Genomic DNA, 4262 nt, shown 5'->3' on the forward strand with positions numbered 1-4262 from the left:
TTTCTTTAAAGGGAAGCAAAAGCAGAGCGCTCAAAGATAAGCTTGCAAAATACGGTGTTACTGGTGGCGGGATGTTGGTCTTGGTTGCCTTAATGCTGATCTTTTTTTACCTGCTTTACATTATTTTACCGTTATTTAAATCCGCTTCTGTGGTTAAACAGCAGCAGATCGCGATTGATACACATAAACCCGCTATTTTCCTCGGTCTGGATGAACGCAGTGAAGCGGGCTACCGGCTGACGCAAGACGGTGAGATTACCTACATTCAGCTGGTCGGTGATCGTGCCGACAAGCCGGGTACGGTGCTATTAAAACAGCAACTGAGCCAAAACGTTTCTTCTGTTGCAAAAACAATACCCAGTGTTGGGGTGTATGCGCTGGGGAATGCAGATGGTTCGGTAACGGTGTTTCAGCCGCAGTTCTCGTCAATTTTTGGTGAGGATAACCTGCGTCATACCAGCCCGAAATTGAAGTTTCCGCTGGGCGAAACGCCACTGTTGCTAGATAGCCAAAAGCAGCCGTTAGTGCGTTTAGCCATTAGTACACAAGATGAATCCGCTGAGTTGGCCGGTTTAACCGCCGATCATCGCTTGTTATTCGGTAAATACGAAGCACAAGAGAATATGATGAGCGGTGATATTGAGTGGAAAGGGGATGTCACAACCGTACCTGATTTGCCCAAGCAAATTAGTGATCTGCTGATTACACCAAATGGCCGCTTCTTGTATGTGCTGTCGGCCAAACAGCTGTATGTCTATGATCTGCGTGGTGATAGCCCAGAGCTGCGTGAAGTGACAACGCTAACCACAGAGGCGATGCCAACACAATTGTCGCTCATGGCCGGTGGCAGTTCGTTACTGGTCGCCAGTGATGATGGCAAGATCACCCAATGGTTTGATGTTAATTCCGGTAAAGGGCCTGTGCTGACCAAGATTCGTGAGCTGGCAACCGGCAGTGCGGGTGTGCAAAAAATTCAGCCAGAATATTTCCGCCGAGGTTTTGCAACGCTGCACAATAACGGTGATGTCGGGCTGTATTACACCACCAGTGAAAACCGCTTATTTCAGGAAAAATTGCTGGATAACAAACCGTATGCGCTGACTATTTCGTCACGGGCAAACGGTATGTTGCTGGAAGAAGAGGGTAATTGGGCTCTGTTTGATGTACATAATGAGCATCCGGAAGTGAGCTGGAGCGCCCTGTGGAATAAGGTTTGGTATGAAGGTTACCGTGAGCCGCAATATGTGTGGCAATCCACCTCTGCCAGTGATGACTTTGAGTCAAAACTTAGCCTTGTTCCTATCTCGTTTGGTACGTTAAAAGCGGCATTTTATGCGATGCTGTTTGCCGTACCGCTGGCTCTGTCGGGCGCGATTTATACCGCTTATTTTATGTCGGCGGGTATGCGCAAGATCATCAAGCCAACGCTGGAAATTATGGGCGCATTGCCGACCGTTATTTTGGGCTTTTTGGCCGGATTGTGGTTAGCGCCGGTACTCGAACAGTATCTGACTGGTGTGGCGACGTTCCTGATTGCATTACCCCTTTCGATTTTGTTGACCGCATTTTTGTGGGGAAAAATTCCTGACAGTTTACGTCATCATATGCGTGAAGGGTGGGATGCACTCATTCTGATACCGGTGATTTTACTGGTGGCGTATGCCTCGTTTAGTCTGAGTCCGGTTATCGACCACACCTTCTTTGGCGGCGATATTCGTAATTTCCTCAGCAATGAGCTTGGCTTTACGTTCGATCAGCGTAATGCGCTGGTTGTGGGTATTGCGATGGGTTTTGCGGTTATCCCGAGTATTTTCTCGATTGCTGAAGATGCGATTTTCAGTGTACCGCGTAACTTAACTAACGGTTCACTGGCTCTCGGGGCAACCCCATGGCAAACCCTGACTCGGGTGGTGTTACTGACCGCCAGTCCGGGGATCTTCTCTGCGGTGATGATAGGGCTTGGCCGTGCCGTGGGTGAAACTATGATCGTACTGATGGCCACCGGGAATACACCGATTCTCGATTGGAGCTTGTTCCAAGGGCTGCGCACGCTGGCTGCGAACATCGCCGTTGAGATGCCAGAGGCAGAAGTAGCGAGTACACACTATCGGGTGCTGTTCTTGACCGCTTTTGTTCTGTTTGTCTTTACGTTTGTGTTCAACACCATAGCCGAATATATCCGTCAGCGTTTACGCGATAAGTACAGCTCGCTGTAAGGGAAGAGTGATGAATAAGTGGTTTAAATCAGGAACGCCTTGGATCTGGATGACGGCGGGAGCCGTCTCCTTAAGCCTGATTGCAGTGATTGGGCTATTGGTGCTGATTGGTGCGCGCGGTTTAGTCTATTTCTGGCCGCACACTGTGTATCAGTTTGAGACAAAAACGCCGCAGGGTATTGAGCAGGTTATCGGTGAAATACACGGCAAAGAGTTGGTGCCGCGTGAACGCTTGCTGGCCAATAACGTTGACCTGTATGGCAGTGAAGAAACTGATATTCCACGTTACCTGATCAAAACCGGTAACCGTGAGTACGTTAATCTTGATTTCCGTACACTGCTTGATACTGAAATTACCAAACGTACCGTTCCTGAAGGCGTGATGGTGGTTGAACGTACCAAAAACGGTAATTTTTACGGTTTTTTGACCGGCATGACAGAAAATGGTCAGCCACTGATTGCCTCTGATCTAAAAAGTGAGATGCAACGCCGTTTGAATCGGGTGCTTGAGCTTGATGATCAGATAGAACGTCTGCAAAAAGTTGAGATTGGTGCAATTAACTACGGGCTTGAAAAGCTGCGTATGAAAGAGCGTCGCTTGCAGCTTAACGGCACGAGCAATGAAAAAGAAGAAGCGCAGATTGCCGCTGATCGGGAAGGCTTTAACCGCCAATATGCGGTACTTGAAAAGCAACTGATGAGCCTGCGCGATCAAACTGATCGCGATGCGCTGCTCGTGCGTGATATGCGTGGTGAGATTGTCAGCATTCCGATGTCAAATGTGGTCGATGCGTATTACCCCAATGACATGCACGGCATGGCAAAAGTGGGGCATTGGTTTCATCAGGTTTGGAAATTCCTGACAGAAGACCCACGCGAAGCCAATACCGAAGGCGGCGTATTCCCAGCCATTTTTGGTACGGTGTTTATGGTGCTGCTAATGTCAATTTTGGTGACACCACTGGGCGTGGTCGCCGCGATTTACCTGCATGAGTATGCCAGTAAAAACGTGGTTACCAAGATGATCCGTATTGCGGTGATTAACCTTGCTGGCGTGCCTTCCATTGTCTACGGCGTATTTGGGTTAGGCTTTTTTGTCTACATGATTGGCGGCAATATCGATAAATTGTTCTATCCAGAAGCACTGCCAAACCCAACCTTTGGTACGCCGGGGGTCTTGTGGTCAGCCATTACACTGGCGATTTTGACTCTACCGGTTGTTATTGTATCAACCGAAGAGGGGCTATCACGAATTCCTAGTGCGGTACGTCAAGGTTCACTGGCGCTAGGGGCTACCAAAGCAGAAACCTTGTGGCGGATAGTGATCCCTATGGCTAGCCCGGCCATTATGACAGGATTGATTTTGGCCGTTGCACGTGCTGCGGGTGAAACAGCCCCGTTAATGCTGGTGGGTGTGGTGAAGTTGGCGCCGACCTTGCCGGTCGATCTTAACTTCCCGTATGTGCATGTTGATCGTAAATTTATGCACTTAGGTTTCCATATTTATGATGTTGGCTTCCAAAGCCCGAACGTTGAAGCGGCTCGCCCACTGGTGTTCGCAACGTCGTTCCTGCTGGTGACTGTAATTGTGGGTTTGAACCTGACCGCAATTGGCATCCGCAACCATTTACGTGAAAAATACCGTTCAATGGATATTTAACCAGCCGGTGATAGGCAGTATTGACAGGAAATAGCAATGATTACGATTAATGCTGATGCAGCAGACGCTCAGACGTTGGATTTGGAAAACCTGACGGCCGAACAAACCGCGCTGGAGGTGAAAAACTTAGATCTGTTTTACGGAACAAAGCAGGCACTGTTTAACGTCAACATGAAGATCCCGAAAGGGCAAGTCACCGCATTTATCGGCCCGTCAGGGTGTGGTAAATCAACGTTGTTGCGCAGTATCAACCGGATGAATGATCTGGTTGATAGCTGCCGAGTTGACGGTGAGATCTTACTGCACGGCCAGAATATTTATGATAATTCGGTTGATGTTGCCGCGCTGCGCCGTCGTGTGGGTATGGTATTTCAGCGGCCAAACCC

General features: G+C 48.9%; 3 protein-coding genes. All 3 read left to right on the forward strand.

Annotation, left to right across the window (positions count from 1 at the left end; all coding sequences use genetic code 11):
• Window positions 1–2216 (forward strand): ABC transporter permease subunit (locus ACRC27_RS13540; RefSeq protein WP_438640124.1); only part of this gene is annotated, 2216 nt, incomplete at its 5' end.
• Window positions 2217–2226: 10 nt separating this feature from the next.
• On the forward strand, window positions 2227–3876 hold the full coding sequence (gene pstA, locus ACRC27_RS13545; RefSeq protein ID WP_438635516.1) for a phosphate ABC transporter permease PstA: 1650 nt from the start codon (window positions 2227–2229) through the stop codon (window positions 3874–3876).
• A 36-nt stretch (window positions 3877–3912) separates the two neighbouring features.
• On the forward strand, window positions 3913–4262 hold a 350-nt coding region (locus ACRC27_RS13550; protein ID WP_438640125.1), incomplete at its 3' end, for a phosphate ABC transporter ATP-binding protein.

The sequence above is a fragment of the Plesiomonas sp. genome (assembly GCF_051650925.1).
Lineage (GTDB): Bacteria > Pseudomonadota > Gammaproteobacteria > Enterobacterales > CAMTGL01 > Plesiomonas.

Coding starts and splice junctions, on each gene's coding strand:
- pstA (WP_438635516.1), top strand. CDS start 2,227: ATGAATAAGTGGTTTAAATCAGGAACGCCTTGGATCTGGATGACGGCG.